The 23,054-nt window shown below is 61.7% G+C and carries 13 protein-coding genes; 1 reads left to right on the forward strand and 12 read right to left on the reverse strand.

The features are described 5' to 3' along the window. Window positions 1–68 precede the first annotated feature (68 nt). From J5M66_RS12440 to J5M66_RS12455, 4 genes are all read right to left on the reverse strand, one after another. Window positions 69–602, reverse strand: a complete 534-nt coding sequence (locus tag J5M66_RS12440) for a hypothetical protein (RefSeq protein ID WP_016774826.1) — start codon at window positions 600–602, stop codon at window positions 69–71. Window positions 603–680: 78 nt separating this feature from the next. After that, window positions 681–2,600 carry a PAS domain-containing sensor histidine kinase gene (locus J5M66_RS12445; protein ID WP_123442407.1) on the reverse strand — a complete coding sequence of 640 codons (1,920 nt, stop codon included), beginning with the start codon at window positions 2,598–2,600 and terminating at the stop codon, window positions 681–683. Next, complete coding sequence (locus tag J5M66_RS12450; RefSeq protein ID WP_207808829.1) at window positions 2,593–4,923, reverse strand: ATP-dependent DNA helicase; 2,331 nt, start codon at window positions 4,921–4,923, stop codon at window positions 2,593–2,595. The genes J5M66_RS12445 and J5M66_RS12450 overlap by 8 nt, the downstream gene beginning before the upstream one ends. Further along, window positions 4,920–6,572 (reverse strand): VRR-NUC domain-containing protein, encoded by a 1,653-nt coding sequence (locus tag J5M66_RS12455; protein ID WP_207808830.1) that lies wholly within the window; start codon window positions 6,570–6,572, stop codon window positions 4,920–4,922. The genes J5M66_RS12450 and J5M66_RS12455 overlap by 4 nt, the downstream gene beginning before the upstream one ends. Before the next feature lie 195 nt (window positions 6,573–6,767). Between J5M66_RS12455 and J5M66_RS12460 the strand changes: the two genes are divergently transcribed. Continuing rightward, complete coding sequence (locus tag J5M66_RS12460; RefSeq protein WP_016774830.1) at window positions 6,768–6,992, forward strand: YgdI/YgdR family lipoprotein; 225 nt, start codon at window positions 6,768–6,770, stop codon at window positions 6,990–6,992. Window positions 6,993–7,222: 230 nt separating this feature from the next. Here J5M66_RS12460 and J5M66_RS12465 read toward each other — a convergent pair whose 3' ends face one another. The 8 genes from J5M66_RS12465 to J5M66_RS12500 form a co-directional block, all read right to left on the reverse strand. After that, window positions 7,223–9,076, reverse strand: coding sequence for a polyurethanase (locus tag J5M66_RS12465; protein WP_207808933.1), 1,854 nt, complete (start codon window positions 9,074–9,076; stop codon window positions 7,223–7,225). A gap of 303 nt (window positions 9,077–9,379) precedes the next feature. Further along, a complete protein-coding gene (locus J5M66_RS12470) occupies window positions 9,380–11,068 on the reverse strand; it encodes a polyurethanase (protein ID WP_207808833.1) in 1,689 nt (562 codons plus the stop codon). Between the two features lie 57 nt (window positions 11,069–11,125). Beyond that, on the reverse strand, window positions 11,126–14,203 hold the full coding sequence (locus tag J5M66_RS12475; RefSeq protein WP_207808841.1) for an autotransporter serine protease: 3,078 nt from the start codon (window positions 14,201–14,203) through the stop codon (window positions 11,126–11,128). Window positions 14,204–14,671: 468 nt separating this feature from the next. Further along, window positions 14,672–17,617: an autotransporter serine protease gene (locus tag J5M66_RS12480; protein ID WP_207808849.1), complete on the reverse strand. Its 2,946-nt coding sequence runs from the start codon at window positions 17,615–17,617 to the stop codon at window positions 14,672–14,674. 295 nt (window positions 17,618–17,912) lie between these two features. After that, the gene (locus J5M66_RS12485) at window positions 17,913–19,283 is read right to left on the reverse strand and encodes a TolC family outer membrane protein (RefSeq protein ID WP_160769327.1); all 1,371 of its coding nucleotides are present in this window, start codon (window positions 19,281–19,283) and stop codon (window positions 17,913–17,915) included. A gap of 2 nt (window positions 19,284–19,285) precedes the next feature. Continuing rightward, entirely contained in the window at window positions 19,286–20,635 is a 1,350-nt protein-coding gene (locus J5M66_RS12490; protein WP_207808852.1) for an HlyD family type I secretion periplasmic adaptor subunit, read from the reverse strand. Then, window positions 20,632–22,407: a type I secretion system permease/ATPase gene (locus tag J5M66_RS12495; protein WP_207808854.1), complete on the reverse strand. Its 1,776-nt coding sequence runs from the start codon at window positions 22,405–22,407 to the stop codon at window positions 20,632–20,634. The genes J5M66_RS12490 and J5M66_RS12495 overlap by 4 nt, the downstream gene beginning before the upstream one ends. Window positions 22,408–22,609: 202 nt before the next feature. After that, window positions 22,610–23,038, reverse strand: a complete 429-nt coding sequence (locus J5M66_RS12500; RefSeq protein ID WP_207808856.1) for an AprI/Inh family metalloprotease inhibitor — start codon at window positions 23,036–23,038, stop codon at window positions 22,610–22,612. Window positions 23,039–23,054 lie beyond the last annotated feature (16 nt).

A 23,054-nucleotide genomic window follows, 5' to 3' on the forward strand; every position in this document is an offset into this window, starting at 1 on the left:
GGGCTGGGGTGAGGGGGTAAAATCACATTAACACCACAACATCCAGCACCTGTCCCGACCAATCCACCTCAAGGATTGGTCACCTGAATAAACACCGCATACACCCCCAACATCACCCAGAACGTGGCAAAAATCCACGGCGTGCGCACCGAGAACAGCAGCGACTTGCGATAGCCCTTGTGGCTGGATTCCATCTCACTGAACAGTGGTGATTCGTCATACGCCGCGCCCATTACCGGCTCGCTGTGCAGCAACTGGCTCTGTTTGAAGTGCCAGTGATCGATGATGTCGTATGCCGCACGAATCCCCGGCCAGGCATTCAATGAACTGAGCACCCCGAGCAGCGCGAGAAACGGCGGAACGACGAGGGTGAACATCTTGCCCCACTCCGGATTGAGGTTAGCCATGCACGAGGCAAAAGCGATCACCAGAAACGACTGCGCCGCCAGGTAGGCGTCGGTGCGGTTGGCGAGGATGCTGGTTTCGTACTGGATTTCCCGGCGATAGAAATCCAGGCGCTCCTTGGGTGAGCCAAACATCTTGGCGTCGTGTTCGGCCAAGGCTTCTTCAACAGCGCTTGGCTGGGTCAATATGCGAGACAAGAGACGTGCCCTCCAAAAGTGAACAAGACTTTTGGAAAGGCACGCGTCAGCACTAGTTCAGCCGGATCGACCAGCGCGTCACTTCATCGATTGAGCGATGATCTGCACCAGACTCGCTTGGGTGAACGGTTTCGGCAGACGCGGCAGTTGAGCGGCAAAACCCTCCAGGCGTTCGGCATATCCAGTGGCGAGAATGATCGGCAGATCCGGCTTGAGCATGCGCAAGGCATGGGCCAGTTGCGCGCCGCTCATTTTTGGCATGGCCATGTCGGTGATCACCAGATCAATGACTTCGCCCTGATCGAACAGCGCCAGCGCCTGGGCGCCGGAGGTCGCGCCGATAACGCGGTGGCCGAGGTCTTCCAGCAGCAGGCTGGTGCTGGTCAGCACCAGCGAATCGTCATCGACCACCAGCACGCTGAGTCGCGGTACTGCGATCGGCGCTGCGTTGCTGTACGCCGGGCGACTGGCCGTACGCTCAAGCGCTACCGGAATCCACAGCTCGGCCGCCGTGCCCTGGCCCTTCTCGCTTTTCAGAATAAAGCGCCCGCCCAACTGCTCGATGAAGCCGTGTACCATCGACAAGCCGAGCCCGGTACCTTTGCCCAAGCCCTTGGTGGTGAAGAACGGATCACGGGCGCAGGCCAGCGTGGTTTCGTCCATGCCTTCGCCGCTGTCGATCAGGCTCAGGCACACGTAGCGCCCCGCCGCGAGGGTCGAATGAGTTTGTTCCAGCACCACTTCGGCTTGCGCCTGAATGATCACCGTGCCGCCGTCGGGCATGGCATCGCGGGCATTGGTGGCGAGATTGAGGATCGCCAGTTCCAATTGGTTGCTGTCGGCCAGCACTGGCTGCAGGTCGTCGTGAAAGCGTGTTTCGATACGAATCCCCGGTCCCAGCGAACTGCGCAGCAGCCCGGTGATGCCTTGCACCAGTTGCGGGATATCCACCGATTCGGTCTTCAGTTCCTGGCGCCGGGCGAAGGCCAGCATGCGCTGGGTCAGCGACACACCGCGCAAGGCGCCTTGGGTGGCGTTTTCCAGCAGTCGAGCGATTTTCGGCGCGTCGCCGATGCGTTTCTGCACGATCTCGAGGTTGCCCAGAATCACCGTCAGCAGGTTGTTGAAGTCATGAGCGATACCGCCGCTGAGTTGGCCGATCGCCTGCATCTTCTGCGCCTGGAACAACGCCTCGCGGGTCTTTTCCAGGGCCTGCTGCGCTTCGTGGGCCTCAGTGACATCGCGGGTGATCTTGGCGAAGCCGAGCAACGCGCCGGTGTCGCCGCGAATCGCATCGACCACTACGTGAGCAAGAAAGCGCGTGCCGTCCTTGCGCATCCGCCAGCTGCGGTTCTCGAAGCGGCCTTCGCGGGTGGCAATCTCCAGCGAACGCTGCGGCTCGCCGAGTTCGCGGTCTTCGGGGGTGTAGAAAATCGAAAAATGCTGGCCGATGATCTCTTCCGGCAAATAGCCCTTGATGCGCTGCGCGCCCTGGTTCCAGTTGCTGACGCAGCCTTCGGGGCTGAGCATGTAGATCGCGTAATCGGTGACGCCCTGCACCAGCAGGCGGAACTGCTGTTCGCTTTGTTTGAGGGTTTCCTCGGCCATTTTGCGGTCGGTGAGGTCACGGGTGATCTTGGCGAAACCGAGCAGCTTGCCGTCGGGGTCGATGATCGGATCGATCACCACGTGCGACCAGAAGTGCGTGCCGTCCTTGCGCACGCGCCAGCCCTCGCCTTCGAAGCGACCCTCACGGATCGCTGTGTCCAGCGCCCGTTGCGGCATACCGTTGGCGCGGTCTTCCGGGGTATAGAAGCGCGAGAAGTGCTCGCCGATGATTTCCGCTTCTTCATAACCTTTGAAGCGTTTGGCGCCGGAGTTCCAACTGGTGATGGTACCGTCGGGGTCGATCATGTAGATCGCATAGTCGACAACCGCGTCGATCAGCAGCCGGAAACGGCTGTCTTCGATCGCTGCGGTTCTGTTGTTCTCACTCATCACACTCACCAGCCACTGTCATGGGCTGAAGTATGCGTGAATCCGTCGATTTGAAAAGCGCCGGTTCGCTTTTGATCGCCCACCAGCGTGGCAGCAGTTGCTGGATGCGGCTTTCGGCAAAGCGGTCGTCGATCAGCATGACCGTGCCGCGATCCTCACGGGTGCGAATCACCCGCCCGGCGGCTTGTACGACTTTTTGCATGCCCGGGTACAGATAGGTGTAGTCGTAGCCGGCGCCAAAAATGGCGGCCATGCGCCGCTTCATCTGCTCGTTGACCGGGTTGAGCTGCGCCAGCCCCAGCGTGGCGATGAACGCGCCGATCAGCCGCGCGCCGGGCAAATCGATGCCCTCGCCAAACGCGCCGCCCAACACCGCAAACCCCACACCCTGGCTGTCGGCGCTGAACTGGTCGAGAAACGCCTGCCGCGCGCCCTCGGCCATGCCCCGCGATTGCAGCCACTGAGTGATGTGCGGATGGCGCTCGGCCAATAAGGTCGCGACCTGTTGCAGGTAATCGAAACTGCTGAAGAACGCCAGATAATTGCCCGGTCGCTCGCTGAACTGGCGTGCGATCAGCTCGACGATCGGCTCCAGCGAGGCTTGGCGATGGTTAAAACGCGTGGAGATCTGGCTGACGATGTGCACCTGCAACTGCTCGGCGCTGAACGGCGATTCGACGTCGATGCACACCGTGTCGGCGGGCGTGCCGAGCAGGTCGGCGTAGTAGTTGCGCGGGCTCAGCGTGGCCGAGAACAGCACACTGCTGCGCGCCGCTGTCAGGCGCGGGCCGATGAACGCCGCCGGCACCACATTGCGCAGGCACAGTTGCGAGAGTGGACGCTTGCGGTCGAGGTCGCGTTTGCTGATATCGAACAGGTAATGCTCGTCGTACAGCTCGGCGACCCGGGCAAATTGCAGCAAGTCGAAATAGAAGTTCTGCAGACCGCTGTCGAGGCCTTGCGGATGTTCGTTGAGGTAATCGCCAATGGCCGCGCAACACAGCGAGATGGCGTGCAGGAACTTGTCCGGCGCCTTGTCGTAGGCCTGATAGGCCGCCAGTTGCGGCGCATGCAGCGCGTTCCATTCGCGGTTGACCCGTTGCAGGGAATTCTTCAACGCTGCGGGCGCGGTTTTGCGCACGCTGGCGAGGGTGAACTGGTCGAGGCTGGCGCTGTACATCTGCCGGCCGCGCTCGACCAGGTTGTGCGCCTCGTCGGCGAGCACCGCGACTTTCCACTGATTGAGCTGGGCCAGACCGAACAGCAGCGCGCTGAAGTCGAAGTAATAGTTGTAGTCGGCAACCACTACATCCGCCCAACGGGCCATTTCCTGACTCAGGTAGTACGGGCACACGCTGTGCTGCGCGGCGACTTCGCGCATCGCCGCCTGATCGAGCAGGTTGATGCGGCTGGCCGCTTCGCGGGCGGCCGGCAAGCGATCATAAAAACCTTGGGCCAACGGGCAGGATTCGCCATGACAGGCTTTGTCCGGGTGTTCGCAGGCCTTGTCGCGAGCAACCATTTCCATCACCCGCAGCGGCAAGTCCGGCGTTTGCCTGAACAACACCTGGCTGGCATCGAGCGCCAGTTTGCGTCCGGGTGTCTTGGCGGTGAGAAAGAACACCTTGTCCAACTGCTGCGGCGCCAGGGCCTTGAGCATCGGGAACAGCGTGCCAAGGGTTTTGCCGATGCCGGTCGGCGCCTGGGCCATGAGGCAGCGGCCGGTGCTGACGGCTTTGAACACTGATTCGGCCAGATGCCGTTGGCCGGGACGAAAATCCGCGTGCGGGAACGGCAGTTGTTGCGCGGCCAGATTGCGCGCTTCGCGATGGGCCATTTCCTGCTCGGCCCATTGCAGGAACAAAGCGCACTGCTGCGCGAAAAACCCCTGAAGCGACTCGGCGCTGTGGGATTCAACCAGGCAGGTTTCCTTTTCGCTGACGACGTCGAAATACACCAGCGCCAGATTGATCTGCTGCAATTGCAGTTTCTGGCACATCAACCAGCCGTAGATTTTCGCCTGCGCCCAGTGCAACTGGCGGTGATTGGCCGGTTGCTTGCTCAAGTCGCCGCGATAGGTTTTGACTTCTTCCAGGCAGTTTTGCGCCGGGTCGTAACCGTCTGCCCTGCCCTTGACCTTCAGCTCGCCGAATTCGCCTTGCAGCGCCACTTCGCTCTGGTACTGTTCGCTGCGTCGCGAGGCCACGGTGCGATGGCCGACGATGCCTTCCAGCGCGGTCGGTGACGGGGTGAAGCGCAGGTCGAGGTCGCCGGTCTTGGCGGTGAACTCGCACAGTGCACGCACGGCAACGCTGTAGCTCAAGCGCTCTGCTCCGCCCATTGCACGTAACACACGGCCACCGGCATTTGATGCTCGTGGCAGAACTCCAGCCAGCGCAGCTGATTGTCCTGCAAGCGGTCGCCGGGGCCTTTGACTTCGATCATGCGGTAGGTCTTGTGCTGCGGCCAGAACTGGATCAGGTCCGGCATGCCGGCACGGTTGGCCTTGATGTCGAGCAGCAATCGGTTGAACCAGTGTTTCAGGTGTTCGGCGGGCAGACAGGCCAGCGCCTGCTCCAGCAAGTCTTCATTGAGCGCGCCCCAGACCACGAACGGCGACTGGATGCCCCACTTGTCGACGAAGCGCTGGCGAATCGTCTCGGCGTAGCGGCCATTATCGAGTTCGCCCAAACAGGCCTGGAACAGCTCGGCGCGGCGCTCGAGGAAGTCCTCGCTGAGCAGATCGACCGGACCGCGCTGGAACGGGTGGAAAAACGCACCCGGCAACGGCGCGAAGATCGCCGGCCAGCACAACAGGCCGAACAGCGAATTGATCAGGCTGTTCTCGACGTAATGCACCGGGCCGTCATCGGCGTGCAAGTGCGCTTGCACATGAAACTCCACCGACCGCGCCGGATCGAGGCGCGGCAAGTGCAAATCGAGGCGCTCGACCTCTCTGGCCTTGGCACGCTTGAGCGGCGGGCCACCGAGTTTGCGCCGCAGGCGCGGGACGATGCGCTGCAAGCCTTGCTGCTCGGCCGCACTTTGCGGGGCCTGTTCGGCCAGCGTGCCGAGTTCCAACGCCAGCGCGTATTCGTCGCAGCGTTCGAGCACGCGGATCATCCGCAGTCGTGCGCCCGGGTAGGCGCAGTCGCGGTAAACACTCAGGGCCAGGGCAAAGTCGCCGATGCGCTCGGCGTACTGGCCGATCTGGAACAACGCCTTGGCTTGTCGGCGGCGCAGCCACGGGTTGTCGAATTGCACGGCGTTGATCTGTTCGACGATCTCATCCAGCGGTTCACCGGCCTCGAAGCGCAACTGGCATTGATGCAGGAACAGGCAGGCGTCGACGTCTTCGCGGCTGCGCAGGCCTCGGGAGTCGGCGCAGAACTCGACTTTTTCATAAGTGAAGATGCCCAGGTCGGCCAGCACGAACTCCGACCAGTCCTGATACAGATTGCCGAAGAACATCAACCGCAGGCGATCGCACAGGTCCATCAGGGTCAGGCTGAACAGCCGCTCAGCCAGTTGCGGCGCCCAGACACGCAGGGTCTGCGCCTCGCTGAACTGTTCGGCCAGCACCGGCAGCCACTCGTCCTTGCGCCCTTTCGGCTGTTCTATAAAGGTGCCGAACGCTTGCAGCAGCTCGGCCTTGAGCAGGACATCAAACAGCTCTGCCAGGGTCAGCGCAGCGTGTTCGTCGAGCCAGCCGTGTTCGAGCAACGGCCGCGCCGCCTCGGCAATGTCGCCGATTTCCAGATAGTTGAGTTTGCTCGCGCGAAAGTGAATGCCCTTGCGCATGACCATGCGTACCAGCAATCCCTGCGAGGCTTGCGGCAGCGTATTGAAGTCGCGGATGAAGCCATGCTCGCTCGCGCTCATCACATCGGCATAGCGAAGCCCAAGCCAATCAAGCACTTGCCGGAAGTTGTTGAGGTAATAGAACGGATCGTCGAGAGGGTTGGAGGTCACGGGAATTCAAAGCCACGGCAAGCGAACACTGGTTATGCGTACAGATACCAGCTCAGCCCTGCCCGGCGCAAACGGAAAAAGATCAATGGCATTTTTTCGCGCCGCTATCGAACTTTTCCGCCGATGCTGGCACCAACCGCGTTACAGGGCCGACAATGCCCGCAATCACATTCAAGCAAGGAGTCAGAGGTGGGTATGAAAATCAAGATGCTGGGCATTCCTGTAGCGGTCGCAGCCCTGTTGGCGCTGGGCGGCTGTTCGACCCAGACCGTGGTGACGTTGCAGAACGGCACCCAGTACCTGACCGAGGACATGCCAAAGACCGAGACCGAAGACGGTTTCTACGAATTCGAGGACATTTCCGGCGCCAAGGTCAAGGTTCGCGCCGATGAAGTCGCGACCGTGCGCAAGGAAGACTGACTTGGCCTGAATGATCGTTCCCATGCGCAGCAAAGGAATGCCTCCACGGACGCTCCGCGTTCGGCTCTTGAGTGGGACGCAGAGCGTCCCGGGCTGCATTCCCACGCGGAGCGTGGGAACGATCACATCGCAGCCTTCGGCAGCTCCTACTGGAGGATGTGTGAACGACGCAGATCCCGTGTGGGAGCGAGCTTGCTCGCGAAGGGGCCGGCGAAGGCCCCACACCAACCTCAGGCGATAACAACCCCGTCGGCGCTCAAGCTCCCAAGCGCCACCCCCACCAACGTCACCGAATCCCCACCAAACGTCAGCACAGTATCCTGCCCGACCGCCGATGCATGGGCTCGCAAATCATCCCCCGGCAACACGCCCTGCACGCCAAGAAACACCAGTTTGTCATCGGCCGTATAGCCAACCACACGATCCTGGCCAAACGCGCCATTGAACAGAAACGTATCCGCCCCGCCGCCCGATACTAGCAGGTCATTGCCAGCACCACCGACAAACACGTCATTGCCCGCACCGCCGAGCAAATGATCATTGCCTTCCAGGCCAAACAGCCAGTCACCGCCGGTATGCGCCTTGAGCATGTCAGCACTGGCCGTGCCTTTTACGCTCGATTCATAAGCGGTGAGGTTACTGCCGACTTTCAACCCCGTGGCCGTGACGCTGTGCAGCACGTCGTCCTTGAACATGCCCCAGAGAAAACCCGGCTCTTTGCTGACGATGCTGCCAATGTCACGGGTGATGCTGATCCCGCCGTCGGCATCGCGGATGTACAGATTGCCAGCGCCGTCGTTGGCGAAATCAAAGTTCTTCACCGTCTGCTGCAAGTCGAGGGTGTTGCTGCCCTGCCCGCCCAGAATGACGTTGTAGCCGCCGTTGTCGCGGAAGCTGTCATTGCCGGCGCGCCCCTCCAGATAGTCATTGCCGCTGCCGCCCTGGATCAGGTCGTTGCCGTCACTGCCGATGATGAAGGTGCTGCCCTTGTGGGTTTCGGCGTTGCGGTTGAGGTCCTGCACCCACGTGTTGGCCCGCGCCGGGTCCGACAGGTTGGCGACGATGATCGTCGAGTCGCGGCTGGTCAGGTCGTAGAACTTCGATTCCAGCACGCGGGTCATGCCGTCGCCGTAGCCAGTGGGCAGGTGCGAAATCCACGTCGGGATATTCAGGATCGAATACGGCAGCACGTTCCAGGCGTTCGAGGCGTAGTGGTCGTTGAAGCTGACGATGTTGTCGGTGGTCGAGGCATGCGGCGCGTCGTGCACGCCCACTGAAGCGCTGCTGAAAGTCGAGCCGTCGAGGGCGCGAAACACCGGGTCGTTTTCGTAGCCGATATTCAGCACCTTGTCGCCGCTGCTTTGCGTCGGCGAGGCGTAGGCGATGTAGTTGGAGTCGGCGAAGAAACCGCCCCACTTGCCAGCGCTCAAGTCAGCCATGCTGTTCACCGCCAGACCGCCCAGGCTGTGGCCGCTGACCAGCACGTCTTGGCCGCTGAGGCCGTTGGCCCGGGCAAATGCGACGACATCGTTGAGCAGATTGCCGAAAGCTTCGCCGACGTAGTTTTTTGCGTAATCGGCCGGGCCGAACGCCGCGAGCAGATCGTTGATCACGTCGCCAATCGAATCACCGATGAGGATTTCGCGCGGGCCGCTGGTGCCGCGAAAGGCGATACCCAGTTCAGTGAGGTGACCCTGAGCGTCGTATTTGCCGAGGATTTCCACTTGTGCGCTGGTGTAGCCGGCCTTCTCGCCGAAGAACGTCCCGCGTGCATCGGTCTTGCCGTCGTAGCCCAATTGCGCGGCGCTGATCGGCGTCCAGCCGGCCTTTTGCACGGCCTCGAGGGCGAGTTTTTCCGAATCGGGATTCCACGGGATACCGGGGATCACCCCTTGCGAATCGGTGCCGCCAATCAGCGCGGTAACCAGCGTCGCCGGCAGACCGAGGCCGAAGCCGTTGTGCTGGTAACCGGCGGCGAAGCCATTATCGAGGTTGTGATAGGAATACAGCGTGATCGCCATGGCATCGCTGAACAGCGCCGCGGAATCGGCTGTGCCGAAGTTCTTGTAGTCGTATACACCCATTGCCATTGCCTCTCTTGTTGTTGGAATTGTCAGAGATAGCTCACAGCCAGAGCACGGGGCTCCGGAGCATTCATTACATCGTGCACAGCCTCTGTAGGAACTGCCGGAGGCTGCGATCTTGTGGGACGCAGAGCGTCCCCGGCTGCATTCCCACGCAGAGCGTGGGAACGATCATGTGTACGCCATACCTGTGGGAGCGGGCCTGCTCGCGAAGGCGGTAGCACATTCAACACCACAATCGCCTGAACCAGCGCTTTCCCGAGCAGGCTCGCTCCCACAATGAGATCTCCTGCAACTTCGGAATCAGGCAAAGACGAAACTCGAGTCCGTCAGGTTAGCCACGCCGACGCCAATCAGCGTCACGGCAAAATCGCCAATCTTCAGCACGGTGTCGGAACCAGACTGCGCGGCATGCTGTTTGTAGTCATAACCCTGCCCTGCGCCCTCGACGCCCATGAACAACAGTTTGTCGCTGCCCTGATAACCATTGATCGCATCGAAACCGAACGCGCCGCTGAACAGGAAGGTGTTGCCGCCACCCACCGCCGTCATCACATCGTTACCGGCGCCACCGACGAAAGTCACCTGCGCCTTGTCACTGATCAGTTGATCATCGCCACCAAGGCCAAACAGCCAGTCGCCGTCGGTCGTGGCATGCAAGGCATTGCCATAACCATCACCGCTGAGCGAATGGTTGTACTGGGTCAGTTCGCTGCCATTGCTCAAACCCTTGGCGGTGACGCCCCAGGTGATTTCCTTGCTGCCCCACCACGAACCCGCCTCTTTACTGACCAGCGCGCCGATGTCGCGGGTCAGGCTGATGCCGCCGTAGGCGTCGCGCACGTACAGCGTGCCGTCGCCGTCCTTGGCGAAGCTGAAGTTCTGCAACGGTTTCTGCAGTTCGAAGGTGTTATGGCCCTGCCCGCCGAAAATGACGTTGTAGCCGCCGTCATCACGAAAACGGTCGTCGCCGCCCAGCCCTTCAAGAAAATCATTACCCGCCCCGCCCTTGAGCCAGTCGCTGCTCTGCGTGCCGATGATGAAGGTGCTGCCGCTGTGCGGCTCGCCGCTGCGGCCCAGGTCCTCGACCCAGGTCTTGCTCCGCGATGCCTCTTCGAGATTGGAGACGATGATCGTCGAGTCGCGCTCGGTCAGGTTGTAGAACGCCGAATCAATCACCCGATTCAAGCCATCGGCGTAGCCCAGGGAACTGTGCGCCGACCAGTTCAGCGGATTTGCGATGCTGAATGGCACCAGGTTCTGCGCCGTGGAAGCGTAGTTGTCGGTGAAATTGACAAGGTTGTCAGTGGTCGATTCGTGCGGCTTGTCGTGCTTGCCCATCGATGCCGTGCTGAACGTGGTGCCGTCGAGCACGCGAAATACCGGATCGTTCTCGAAACCGATGTTGAGCACCTGGGGGCCGGAGCTGCTCTGGGTCGGCGAGGCGAAGGCGATGTAACTGGCATCCTTGTAAAAGCCACCCCAGTTGTCCGCGCTCAATTCAGCAACACTATTAACCCCAAGCCCGCCGAGGCTATGGCCGCTGATCAACACATCCTTGGCGGCAATACCGTTGGTGATCGCGAAAGCGGCGACGGCCTTGAGCAGATTGTCGAAGGCGTTTTTCGCGTAGTTGCTGGCGTAATCCGACGGCCCGACCGCTGCCAGCAGATTGTTTTTCAGATCGCCGAAAGTGTCGCTGTAACCCAGCCCACCGGTGCCGCGAAAGGTAATGCCGAGGCCGATCAGTTGTCCCGCAGCGTCGTACTTGCCGAGCACTTCGGCCTCGGCGCTGGTGAAACCGTCCTGTTCACCGAAGAACGTGCCTTGCGCGCCGACCTTGCCCTGATAGCCCAGCGCCGTCGCCGTGACCGGTGCCCACGCGGTGGCAGGCAATGGTTTGCCGGTGGGCGTGTAGGCATACAGCGTCAGCGCGATGGCATCGCTGTAAAGGCCCTTGCCGTCGGCATTTTTGTAATCGAACAATCCCATGTGCAGCGCTCCTTTTGTAAAAAAACCGGCAGCCCATGAAGTGCTGCCGGTTACGCCTCAGAACTGCCAGTCGAGCGTCAGACCGACGCCGTGATCTTTTTCGTTCGAGCCGATCAGGCCGTTGTAGTCGAGGTTGACCCGCACGTCGCGATCGAGCGCCAGCCCTGCGCGCACGCCGACCACGGCAGCGTCACGATCCATCGACACGCTCTGCACGGTGAACGCGCTGTTGCCGTTGGCGAAGGCCAGATGGCTGTCGGCATCGACGCTGCTCAGGTTGTGCTGCCAGCCGAGGCTGGCGCCCAGTTCCAGCTGATGCTTGTCCGACACGGCAAAACTGCGCTTGGCGCGCACGCCGAGGGTCGACAGCACCACGTCGCGGTTGTCTTCACCACCCTTCAGCGCGGCAGCGTCACCCTTCTCGGTGAAGCTGTCGGTGTTCAGGTGCACGTAGGACAGATTGGCGAACGGCTCCAGGTTCAACGGTTGCAGGCCCAGATCGTAAGCGGCCTCGGTGAACAGTTGCGCGGTGGTCGCGTCACGTTTGGTTTTCTGTTTGCCGCTGACGTCGCCGAACTGCAGATCACGTTTCACATCGATACGATGCCAGCTGTAGGCGCCGCCGACGGTCAGGCGCAACGCGTCGATTTCATGGCCCAGATACGCACCCAAGTGGTAGCTGTCGACCGAGGCCGACGAATGCGTGCCGCTGCCCATGCTCAACGAGCTGTCGCTGTAACCAGTGACGAAACCGAGACGGGTATCTTCAGCAATCAGACCGTCGACGCCAGCCAGCAGCCCGCCGATGGAACTGTTGGAATCGGCATTGTCGTGTCCGCCATCGCTTTCACCCCACGACCCCAGCACCTTGATCCAGACGTTGCTGCGTTCATCAGTCGGCGCATCGGCGTTGAACAGATCACGCTCACGCAGGCGCTCGCCGACGGCTTCGCGCAGGTAGCGGCTGTCGTTGATCAGCAGCGTGCCGATGGCCGGGTGAATCTCGCCGGACAACTGTTGAAAGGCCTGCTGCGCCGACGCCGCGTTGGGCGACAGCAACAGGGTTTCGAACAGCGCATTGCCCGCACCTAAACGCTCGGCCGCCGCACCGACGGCGCGCTGGTTCGGCGTCAGACCGACGCTGGCGAACGATGCCTCATTGCGCCCGACCGCCAGCTGAATGCCGCCCGCCGAGTAATCCAGAGTGCCGCCAAGGAAGGCGTAATTCGGCAAGACCTGACCGAAGCGCCCTTCAATGCCACCTGCCGCTTGCAGGATGTTGTAGCGGGTACCGAGCAGGCTTTGCACTTCGCCGGTGCTGACCAAGGTCGGGCTGTTTTCCAGCGACAGGCTCACCGTGGCACCGTTGATGACCGCTTTGCCGCCCGCGACGATCTGATCGCTGCTGGTTGGCGACAGCTCTACGGCGTAGGTCGAACCCGGCGCGAAGGTCACGTCACCGGCGACGTTCAGGGTGCCGATGGAGTTGCCCGGCGCCACCGTACCGCCGCTGTTCACCGCCAGCGCGCCGATGCGGCCATTGCCGCCGAGGATGCCGCCATTGTTGACAGTGACCGCCGATTGCAGCGAACCGTTGATGGCCAGTCGACCCTGATTGACCAGGGTCGGGCCGCTGTAAGTGTTATTGCCGGTCAGCACCAGGGTGCCGATGCCTTGCTTGGTCAGACCGCCGTGGCCGCCGATGTCGTTGCGCCAGGTGTCGAGGCCGCAAGTGATATCGCTGCATACGCGTTCGGTGGGTTTGCCCTGATCGATGATTGCGCCGATGCCCGGCAAGTCAGCAACGAACTGGCCGGAACCGTACGCGCCCTGAACGCGGAACTCCTCGGGAATGTCCTGCTCGGTGACGAACATCGCCGGGCCATCGATAGCCTTGCGCAGGTTGATCATGCCCCAGCCGTACAAGGCGTCGATGCCCGGTGCGCCGAGGTCGGTCGCAGTGGTGCGCAACACGCTGGCGACCTGATCGCCGGACATATACGGGAAGCGCTCCATCAACACCGCGATGGAACCGGCCACATGTGGCGCGGCCATCGAGGTGCCGTTGTAGTTTTTGTAGCCGGTGGTCAAGTTGTCGGCGTTGGTACCTTCGATGATCGAGCTGTAGATCTTGGTGCCCGGCGCCGAGACGCAGTAACTGGCGGTGTAGCCGCAACGCGAGGAGAACGTGCTGATCACGTACGGATTGGCGCTGGCGGCGTCCGGGTTCTGCTGCAATGCGGCGACGGTGATCCAGTTCGGCGCGATGTCCGGAACGAAATAACCGAGGCCGGCAATGGCATCCGGGTTGTTCAGGTTGTAGTCGTTGCCGGCGGCAAAAATAGTGACGATGCCGCTGCGTGCGGCGGCAATCGCGCCGTCGTAGGCGCCGCCGGGTTTGGTGCCGAGCAAGGTGCGGATTTCGTTGAACTGCAACTGCGCGTCGTTGACGGTGAAGTGCGGATACGCCGGATCGCGGCCGCCGAGGTCGAAGCGGTCGGTGATGCCGATGCCCCAGCTGTTATTGATGATCCGCGCACCGCTGGCGATCAGCGCATCCCAACCGGCCTTGTACACCGCGCCGTCGTTGCCACGCACGATGCCATCTTCGGGACCTGGGTCGCCGTTGTCGGCGCTGATGATCTGCGCTCCGAACGCAACGCCGTGCATCACCCCGCCGTCGCGACTGCCCGCCGCGATACCGCCGACGTGGGTGCCATGGGCGCCAAGCTTGCCATCGGAGCCGACCGAGGGCGAACCGTCATAGCGAAACGCGTCGCCGGCTTTCACCGGGATATACGGGTCGGTGTATTCGCGGATGCCGCTGGTGACCAGAGTGACGACTTTGTTACTGCCAGAGAACTCCGGATGCGCGGCGTAGACCGGCTGATCGAAGATGCCCAGTTTCACGCCTTTGCCGGTGTAGCCGGCGGCGTAGGCGTAATCCGCGCCGATCGCACCCAGGCCCCAGTCGGCCTTGAATTCATTGCTGCGCCAGCTCGACGGATCGCCGCTGCGGCCGTTCTCAACGTAAGGCGCTGCCTGTGCCATCGCACTGGCACAGAGCATCGCGACTGTCAGGGTTTTCAGGGCAAAGCGGCCACCCGATTGCGCGGGGGTATTGTTGTTATCCATCCACGACCTTCCTTAGTGATGTTGCGAAAAATCCGGTTGCCTGTGCTGCCGTTGATCGTTCCCACGCTCTGCGTGGGAACGCCTCTAGGGACGCTCCGCGTCCCAATGGGACGCAGAGCGTCCCGGGCTGCATTCCTTTGCTGCGCGTGGGAACGATCAACACAGGTTTTGCGACTGCTGCGCAGTCGAGCGGGGATAAATCCCCTCGCCACAGTGGCTCAAACCCATGCAATCAGAACTGCCAGTTCAGGCTCAGCCCGACGCCATGCACCTTCTCGCGGCTGGCGTTGCCTTGATCGTTCCCACGCTCTGCGTGGGAATGCCTCTAGGGACGCTCCGCGTTCCAATGGGACGCAGAGCGTCCCGGGCTTCATTCCTTTGCTGCGCGTGGGAACGATCAACACAGGTTTTTGCTGCGCAGTCGAGCGGGGATAAATCCCCTCGCCACAGTGGCTCAAACCTATGGAATCAGAACTGCCAGTTCAGGCTCAGCCCTACGCCATGCAGCTGCTCGCGGCTGGCCAGTTGGCCGTTGTAATCGAGGTTGACCCGCACGTCCTTGCTCAACGCCAGACTGGCCTGCACGCCGACCAGTGCGGCATCACGCACCAGCGCCGAGCTCTCCACGGAATACGGCGCGCCGCCGCTGGCAAAACGCAAATGCTGCTCTGATTCGATATCGCTGAGGCTGTGCTGCCAGCCGAGACGCGCGCTGACGTCCAGCGCTTGCTGGCTGGAAAGGTGGAAGGTTTTGCTCGCCCGCACGCCCAAGGTGCTCAACACCACATCGCGCTGATCGCCCGAGCTTTTCAGCGCAGCGGCATCGCCCTTCTCGGTAAAGCCTTCGGTGTCGAGATGCAGGTAGGTCAGGTTGGCGAACGGTTCTAGCGCCAGCGCTTGCAGCTGCAAGCGATACGCCGCCTCGGCAAAAACCTGAGTGGTGGTCGCATCAAGCTTGGCTTTCTGCTTGGCGCTGACGCCGTCGTATTGCAGATCGCGCTTCACATCGCCGCGATGCCAGCTGTACGCCGCGCCAGTGCTCAAGCGCCAGGCGCCGAGGTCGTGCCCGGCGTAAGCACCGAGGTGGTAGCTGTCGACTTTCGCCGAGGAATGCGTGCCCGAACCCATGCTCAAGGAGCTGTCGCTATAACCGGTGACCAGACCGATGCGGGTCTGCTCGTCCAGCGCGCCGTCGACGCCCGCCAGCAGGCCGCCGATCGAGGTGTTGTAGCCGGCCGTATCGTGACTGGAATCGGTGCTGCCCCAGGCGCCGAGGGCTTTGATCCAGCCGTTGCTGCGGGTCGCCGATTCATCGTGCAGCCGCTCGCCGACCGCATCACGCAACTGGCGGCTGTCGTTGATCAGCATCGTCCCCAGCGCCGGATAAATCTCGCCGCTCAGTTGCTGGAAGGCTTGCTGTGCCGAGGCCTGGGTGGGCGCACGAAGCACACTTTCGTAAACCGAATTGCCAGCGCCCAGCCCTTCGACTGCCGCCGCCACCGAGCGCTGGTTCGGCGTTTGCCCGACGCTGGAGAAGCTTGTGGCATTGCGCTGGATATTCAGCTGAATGCCGGTTGCGGCGTAGTCGATGGCGCCGCCGATGAACAGGTAGTTCGGCACCACCGCAGCGAACTGTCCCTGCACGCCGCCGGCCGCTTGCAGGATGTTGTACTGGCGGCCGAGCAGGCTTTGCGCTTCGGCGCTGCTGAGCAAGCTCGGGCTGTTTTCCAGCGCCAGGCTGACGCTGGCGCCGCTGACGGTTGCCGTGCCGCCGGCAACGATGCGGTCGCTGCTGGTAGGCGATAGCTCAACGGCGTAGGTCGAGCCCGGGGCGAGTGTCACATCACCGCCGACGTTCAAGGTGCCGATGGAGTTGCCCGGTGCGACCCGGCCGCCGCTGTTGGCGGTCAACGCACCGATGCTACCCGAGCCGCCGAGGGTGCCGCTGTCGTTGACGGTGACCGCTGAGGTCAGCGAACCGTTGACCGTCAGCAGACCACCGTTGACCGTGGTCGGGCCGCGATAGGTATTTGCGCCGCTGAGCAGCAATTGCCCGGCTCCAGACTTGATCAGGCTGCCCTCATACACACGGTTTGCCGCTGCCGCATCACGCAACATGCCGACGGCGTAATCGGTCTGGTCCTGCTGACTGGCGCCGGCCGGAACACCGTTCTGCCAGCCTTTGTCCTGCAGGTTTTGCTGCCAGGCGCTGTGCTCGGCGAGGTCTTCGCGCTGGCGCTGGATCAGCGCCTTGTCGGAGATGTCATTGCTCCAGACATCGCGCTGCCCTGCCCCCAGATTGGCATCGAACGCACCGAGCAATTGCCCCGGCCCGCGCAGCGCCCGGTCGAGGTTGGCGACGCCCCAGCCGACGCGCTCGTTCGGTGCGTTGGTGACCGAGCCATCGAGCTGGGTGGCGGTGGTCAGCAGCACTTCGAGCGCCTGCTGGTTGTTCATGTACGGATAGCGTTCCATCACCAGCGCCAAGGCGCCGGTCGCGTGCGGCGCCGCCATCGAGGTGCCGGACTTGATCGCATAACCGCCGCCGGGAATGGTGCTGTCGATCTTCGCCCCCGGCGTGGTGATGCACCAGTATTTGGCGATGCCGCACTGGTTGTACTTCTGCTGATTGCTCTGATCGAGCCCGGACACCGCCAGCCAGTGACCTTCCAGATCCGGCTGAAAGTACGGCAGCGCTGAGCGCACGCTGGCGTTCGGATAACCGCTGTTGCCGGCGCTGAAAACGTTGATCACACCGCGCCGGGAAACGTCGGCAGCGGCGTCGAGCCAGGTGCCCTTGTTCCAGTGCTGCGCGTAGGCGGCGTGCAGATCCGCGAGAGTGCGATAGCTGACATCCGCCGGCTGGCTGCCCCAACTGTTATTGATCGCCCGCACGCCGGCGTCGGCAAGGCTGTCGTAGACCGCTTTGAAATAACGCGGATCAGGGCTTGGACCGAAGAGGAAACTGTCGTTCTTGTTGGTGTTGCCGACAAAGATTTGCGCGTTGTAAGCCACGCCGTGCATGCCGCTGCCGTCACGGGTTGCGCCCATGGTGCCGACCACGTGGGTGCCATGGGAATCGTTGTTCGGGTTGAGCGTGCCGTCGACGTTGAACGCTGAGCCATCGACGTAGCTGCCGCTGGCCGTTACCGGGTGATAACGGTCGGCGGAGAATTCCGGGTGGGCGGCATCGAAACCGGAATCGAGCGCGCCGATCTTCACGCCCTTGCCGGTGATGCCGGCTGCGTAGGCCTGATCGGCCTGCATGCGTTGCAGACCCCAGTCACGCAAGAACTCGGCGCTGCGCCAACTGGATGGATCGCCGGGCTGGCCTGATTCCAGGTATTGGGCCTGCGTTGCCGAAGTCACCAGCAACAGCGTGCCGAGCGAAATCGGCTTTATGCGTACGTCCATGGTCATCACTCTCGTTTTTGTTGTTTTGTTCAGGGCTGAATTGCGGTGTCGCCTGTTCCCCTCACCCCAGCCCTCTCCCCGAGGAGAGGGAGCCGATTTGTGTTGATGTCAAAACCTGCGTCCGGCTCGGTCGTTCAGGTCGATGCAGCTATCGCAGGCCACTCGGTCAGTCCCCTGTCCCTGTGGGAGAGGGAGCCGATTTTTGTTGATGTCAAACCTGCGTCCAGCTCGGTCGTTCAGGTCGATGCAGCTATCGCAGGCCACTCGGTCAGTCCCCTCTCCCTCTGGGAGAGGGTCAGGGTGAGGGCTGTTGCGCGACCACAAATGCTTCGTCCACCCGCGCCAGATCCTGCTCATTCAGCGTCCCGGCGTAGTAATGCAATTTGGTCCAGGCCATCAGGTAGTCGTAGCGCGCCTGGGCCAGGTCGCGGCGGGTGGTGAACAGTTGCTGCTCGGCATTCAACGCATCGAGATTGGTGCGTTCGCCGCCCAGAATGCTTTGTCGGGTCGAGACCACCAGCGCCTCGGCCGACTTCAGGGCCTTCTGATAAGCGCGCAATTTGCTCACCCCGGACAGGCACGCGCTGAACTGGCGGCGCAGTTCGATCAGGGTTTCGCGGGTCTTGCCATCCAGTTCGTACTCAGCCTGTTCCATGGTGCGGCTGGCCTGCCGTGTGGAGGCCGACACCCCGCCGCCGGCGTACAGCGGCACGCTGACTTCCAGGCCGATGGTGTTGGTTTCGTACCGCTGGTTATAGGTGTTGCCGCTTTCGGACTCGTTGTCGCGCATCGAGGCATAAGCACTGACTTTCGGCAGATGCCCGGCGCGGTTGCGCTCGACTTCGTAGCGCGCCACTTCCACGGCCTGACGCTGCGAAGCGAGGTTCGGGTTGTTGCTGATCGCCAGTTCATGCCAGGTGTCGAAGTTGGCCGGTTGCAGGGTGAAGGTCTGAAATTGCTGACCAAGCGGCGCCAGATCGCCGATGTCCACCGCCGGCACGCCCACCAGCGCGCCCAGCTCGCGCAAAGCGGCATCCTGCTCGTTGCGCGCTTCGATCTCCTCGGCAGTCGCCAGTTCATAGCGCGACTCGGCTTCGAGAATATCGGTGCGCGTGCCCTCGCCCTGCTTGAACATGTGTTCGTTCTGCTGGAACTGCTGTTCATAGGCCTTCTTCTTCGCCCGGGCGATGTCGATCTGGTCCTGGGCGAACAAGGCTTTGGTGTAGTTATCCAGCACGCGCACCAACAGTTCCTGACTCTTGCCGCGAAACGCTTCGTCGGCGAACAACGACTGGGCGACACCTTTGCGATACGCCGCGTAAGCCTCGTAATCGAGCAGCGGTTGCTGCACCGTCAGCGCCGAGCCGTAACTGTTGTAGTTGCGCTCATCAGTTCGATTGCGCGCACGATCATCCAGAGACGTCGCCCTGGAAGAGTTGCGGCCCTTGTTGTAGGTGTAACCGATCCGAGGCAGCAGCCCGGCGCGGCCAATCACGCGGTTTTCCAGGCCGGCATCGCGCTCCTTGATTGCACCGAGGAACACCGGATCGTTGCGCAACGCCTGTTCGTAAATCTCGAATGGCCCCATGGCCGCGACTGCCGAGTGACTCGCGAGCAGCGTCATTGCGGCCCCCAGCATGCAAAGCTTTTTCATACAGCCGAACATCCTTATTCCTCGGTCAACGCAGAACCGGCACGATCAAGCAGCGGTTTGAACAGGTAGTTGAGGAGTGAACGCTCACCGGTGCGCACGAACATTTCCGCCGGCATGCCGGGCTTGATCACCAGGCCGTTGAGCTTTTCCATCGCCTGATCGCTGACGCTGCTGCGCAACACGTAATACGGCACGCCAGTTTTCTCATCGACCATCTGGTCAGCGGAGATCAGGCTGACTTCGCCGGGCACGCGCGGGGTTTTGCTCTGGTTGAACGCGGTAAACAGAATGTCCACCGGCAAATGCGTGCCGACCTTGTCGATCAGGTTGACCGGCAAGTGCCCTTCCACTTCCAGGGTGGTGCCTTGCGGAACGATCTCCAGCAGGGTTTCGCCTTGGCGCACCACGGCGCCTTCGGTGTGCACACCGAGGTTGACTGCCACGCCATCGGCGGTGGCGAGGATCTCGCTGTGTTGCAGGTCGAAACCGGCGGAGGTCAGCTGTTCGGACAGCGTCACGCTTTTCAGCTGCGCATCGGCCAGTTGCGTGCGCACTTCCTTCTGGTATTCCTCGCCGTGCTGCTGCAACTTCAGGCGCGATTCAAGGATGCCCTGCTCCACACGGCCGCTTTCACCGGTGTTTTCTGCCAGCTGCTGCTGCACTTGCGACAGTTGCCGCTGGTAGTCCATCAAGCGGTTGCGCGGGATGTAGCCGTTGTCGGCCAGCGGTTGCAGGTTGCTCAATTGTTGCTGCAAGGAACTGGCCTGGGCATTGAGGTCGCTGCGGGCGCGGCGCATGCCGGCCAGTTGTGCGGTGGCGCCTTCGATATTGGCGCGCAGTGCCGCTTGTTCCCGGGAGAACGCTTCGCGGCGGCTGCTGAACAGTTGCCGCTGGCCTTCCAGCACCAGCGCCAGGCGCGGGTCCGGGTCGTTGCTCAATTCAGGCGGAAAGGTCACTTGTTTGAGGTTGTCGCGCTCGGCCTGCCAGCGCGCGAGGCTGGCCCAAGCCATGCGGTACTGCGCCTGCAGCGATTGCACATCGGCAGCCACTTGCGTCTGGTCAAGGCGGAACAACGGCTGGCCCTGCTTCACGATCTGGCCTTCGCGCACCAGAATCCGGCTGACCACGCCGCTGCTCATCGACTGCACAGCCTTGCGTTTGCCCGAGACCACCACCGTACCCTGCACCGGAATGCCCTGATCCAGCGGCGCCAGTGCCGCCCAAGTGAAGAAACTGCCAGCGCCGACGATGGCCAGAATCCAGCCCATGCGCGCGAAGAATTTCGCATCGCGTTCCGGGCGCTCGGTGAGGTAGGCGTGTTCCATGTTCGCTTCGTTTTCAGTGTTCATGCTGGCGCTGCTCATACACCCGAATTCCTTGTCGTGGGCTGATACTGCCGGCTCATGCTGAGCCCGCCCGGTGCTTGTGCGGCCTTTTCGCGTTGCTGTTCGTGCTGACCGGAAAGTGCCTTGAGCACATCCTGACTCGGGCCGAACGCCTGCAAACGGCCATCGTTGAGCACGAGCAATTTGTCAGCCTGAGCCAGCACCGAAGAACGGTGCGTCACCAGAATCACCGTGGTGCCTTGCGCCTTGAGTTGCGCAATGGCGCTGGCCAATGCCGCTTCGCCGACGGTGTCGAGGTTGGAATTGGGTTCATCGAGCACCACCAGACTTGGCGTGCCGTACAGCGCGCGGGCCAGGGCCACGCGTTGCTTCTGGCCGCCGGACAAGCCGCTGCCGTCCTCGCCCAGTTGCGTGTCGTAACCTTGCGGCAAGCGCAGGATCATTTCGTGAACGCCGGCCTGTTGCGCGGCGGCTACGACTTTTTGCGGATCGGCTTCGCTGAAGCGCGCAATGTTCTCGGCGATGCTGCCGCTGAACAATTCGATGTCTTGCGGCAGGTAACCGATGTAAGGACCAAGCTGATCGCGGTTCCAGCGATGAATATCAGCGCCGTCGAGGCGCACGGTGCCGCCCAGCACCGGCCACACGCCGACCAGCACTCGAGCCAGCGTCGATTTGCCGGAACCGGAAGCGCCGAGCACACCCAGCACTTCACCAGCACTCAGATTGAAATTGACCATGTGCAAAGTGGCTGCACGCTGCCCGGGCGGGCCGGCGCTGACTTGTTCGAAGGTGATCTGGCCTTTCGGTGCCGGCAGTGCCATCGCCTCGTCGCTGGGCGGAAACGCCTGCAACAGCGCATCGAGACGGCGGTAAGCCAGCTTCGCCCCGCTCCACTGTTTCCAAACGGCGATCAGCTGATCGATCGGGCTCAGCACGCGGCCCATCAGGATCGAACCGGCGATCATCATCCCCGCAGTCATGTCACCCTTGATCACCAGCAACGCGCCCAGGCCTAGCACCAGAGATTGCAGGCACAGGCGCAGGGTCTTGCTCAGCGAACTGATCACCGCGCCGGTGTCGCTGGCCTGGTTCTGCAAGCCGAGGAAGCGCGAATGCACCCCGAACCAGCGCTTGCGCAGCGAGCCGAGCATGCCCATCGCCTGAATGGTTTCGGCGTTGTGCAAGTGGCTGGTGGCCAACTGGCTGGATTGCTGGGAAAAACCGGCGGCCTCGCCGAGGGGCTTTTTGGTCATGTATTCGTTGAGGCACGCCAGCGCGATCAACAACAGCGCACCCGCCGTAGCCAGCACGCCGAGCCAGACATTGAACAAATAGATGACAAACAGATAGACCGGAAACCACGGCGCATCGAAGAAGGCGAACAGCGCCGGGCCGGTGACGAACTGGCGAATGTGGGTCAGGTCGCCCAGCGACTGCCCGGCGTTGCCTTCGCCCTTGAACAGATTGCGCTCGAATGCGGCCTGGTAGACGCGCAGATTGAAGCGGCGCTCCAACTGGCTGCCGATGCGGATGACGATAAAGCTGCGGATCACTTCCAGCAGGCCGATAAAGGCGAAGAAACCGACCACCATCAACGACAGCATTGCCAGGGTGGTTTCGTTCTGTGACGACAGCACCCGGTCATAGACTTGCAGCATGTAGATCGACGGCACCAGCATCAACACGTTGATCAGTGCGGTGAAACAACCGACGCTGATCAAGATGCTTTTATAGTCACCCAATGCCTTGATTAACGGAGCGGTGGCTGGGGCCTTCGCCATCTTCATTGATTCTTCCTGAACAGTATTCATCGCGCCTGCGGGGCGAGACTTCAATTAATTAAGCGACCCTCCCGGAATACACTTCCGTGGCGCCCATTTAAATTTTCATAACAACTAGCGCTGATTGATGCAGTGCAGTTGATTTTATTTACCTTGCTTATAACCATGCGACGAATCGCTATAGCTATATTGGTTTGTAAAAGGCAGATCAGTTATTGGGCGCCGTACGTTCCAGCGTGACGATCAGCCCGGACTTCAAAGTCGCCAGATATAACCCGTCACGTTGTCGGCTGAAAAACTGGATTCTTGAGCCTTCGTTACCGGTGATCGACAAGCCGTCAGGATCAGGAAACCAGCCGATCGGAGCTTGCTCGAGCCATGCACCCAGACAGTCTACGCCCTGGCCAACGGTCTTGTTGGCGAGCAGTTCGACACTACAAGTATTCGAGGGCTTGTCCTGGAGCTTTTGCGCTCGCAGGTCATCGACTGTGCTGGACAGTGTTGCCTGCCACTTTCCGGCAAACACGGAAGGTTCTTCAAGTCTGAGGCTGCTTGCCATCGCTGTTGCTCCTGAAATCGTAACGAGCGCCGCTGAAAGCCACGCCGATGCCGTGTAGGTAAAAGCTCTGTAGGTCATGGGAAATTTCGCTCCA

The organism is Pseudomonas sp. 67(2021), from assembly GCF_017491835.1.
In the GTDB taxonomy this organism is placed as follows: domain Bacteria; phylum Pseudomonadota; class Gammaproteobacteria; order Pseudomonadales; family Pseudomonadaceae; genus Aquipseudomonas; species Aquipseudomonas atacamensis.

Coding starts and splice junctions, on each gene's coding strand:
- J5M66_RS12485 (WP_160769327.1), bottom strand. CDS start 19,283: ATGTTCGGCTGTATGAAAAAGCTTTGCATGCTGGGGGCCGCAATGACG.
- J5M66_RS12500 (WP_207808856.1), bottom strand. CDS start 23,038: ATGACCTACAGAGCTTTTACCTACACGGCATCGGCGTGGCTTTCAGCG.
- J5M66_RS12460 (WP_016774830.1), top strand. CDS start 6,768: ATGAAAATCAAGATGCTGGGCATTCCTGTAGCGGTCGCAGCCCTGTTG.
- J5M66_RS12465 (WP_207808933.1), bottom strand. CDS start 9,076: ATGGGTGTATACGACTACAAGAACTTCGGCACAGCCGATTCCGCGGCG.
- J5M66_RS12470 (WP_207808833.1), bottom strand. CDS start 11,068: ATGGGATTGTTCGATTACAAAAATGCCGACGGCAAGGGCCTTTACAGC.
- J5M66_RS12480 (WP_207808849.1), bottom strand. CDS start 17,617: ATGGACGTACGCATAAAGCCGATTTCGCTCGGCACGCTGTTGCTGGTG.
- J5M66_RS12490 (WP_207808852.1), bottom strand. CDS start 20,635: ATGAGCAGCGCCAGCATGAACACTGAAAACGAAGCGAACATGGAACAC.
- J5M66_RS12445 (WP_123442407.1), bottom strand. CDS start 2,600: ATGAGTGAGAACAACAGAACCGCAGCGATCGAAGACAGCCGTTTCCGG.
- J5M66_RS12495 (WP_207808854.1), bottom strand. CDS start 22,407: ATGAAGATGGCGAAGGCCCCAGCCACCGCTCCGTTAATCAAGGCATTG.
- J5M66_RS12475 (WP_207808841.1), bottom strand. CDS start 14,203: ATGGATAACAACAATACCCCCGCGCAATCGGGTGGCCGCTTTGCCCTG.